Source organism: Aporhodopirellula sallentina SM41 (assembly GCF_000346505.1).
In the GTDB taxonomy this organism is placed as follows: domain Bacteria; phylum Planctomycetota; class Planctomycetia; order Pirellulales; family Pirellulaceae; genus Rhodopirellula; species Rhodopirellula sallentina.
On record NZ_ANOH01000294.1, the window covers coordinates 1 to 655 of the forward strand.

General features: G+C 54.8%; 1 protein-coding gene. It reads left to right on the top strand.

Annotation, left to right across the window (positions count from 1 at the left end; translation table 11 throughout):
* The coding region (locus RSSM_RS20065) for a DUF5063 domain-containing protein (RefSeq protein WP_008682937.1) at window positions 1-555 on the top strand (555 nt) is incomplete at its 5' end.
* Window positions 556-655: the final 100 nt, after the last annotated feature.

Genomic DNA, 655 nt, shown 5'->3' on the forward strand with positions numbered 1-655 from the left:
ATGTGCCGCAGTCGATCGAGCTTCATGACCAACAACCAACAGTTCGTCACTGAATTCGCTCGCAACGCAAATCACTACGTTGAACTCGTCACGACTCCCGCTGGTGACCCTGACGTGTTTGCACGACGGCTGCTAGGCTCGCTTACACGTTTGTACTCTGGCGCGCTTTTACTTCCACCCGTCGACGACGTTGACCCCAACCACGACTTTCGTCGTTCGACCGACGAGGAATGGCAACGCGTCTACAAGAACATCTCCGCTGCTTTTGGCGAACGTCTCGACTATTGGTGCACTTACGATCCCATCTACCCGCGCGACGGCTCCGCGGAAATCGTCGGCGGTTCTCTGGGCGATGACTGCGCGGACATTCATCGCGACATCATTGGGCCTTTGGTCGCATTCAACGGTGGCGACACCGAACACCTCAATGACATCATTTGGGAATGGTCATGCACTCCGTTTGAATCTCATTGGGGAATCCACGCAACGCAGGCTATAAACGCACTTCATTGGATCGTGTTTGACCACGGTATCCCCAACGCAAGCGGCACATAACATGGTTTTTACGCTAGGCCTTCGGCACACCGCTGTCGTTTGTTCAAGCCTCCTGCTGGTGGTAGAATCTCCCGTTGCTCAGGCATCGTTCGCTTCGTTC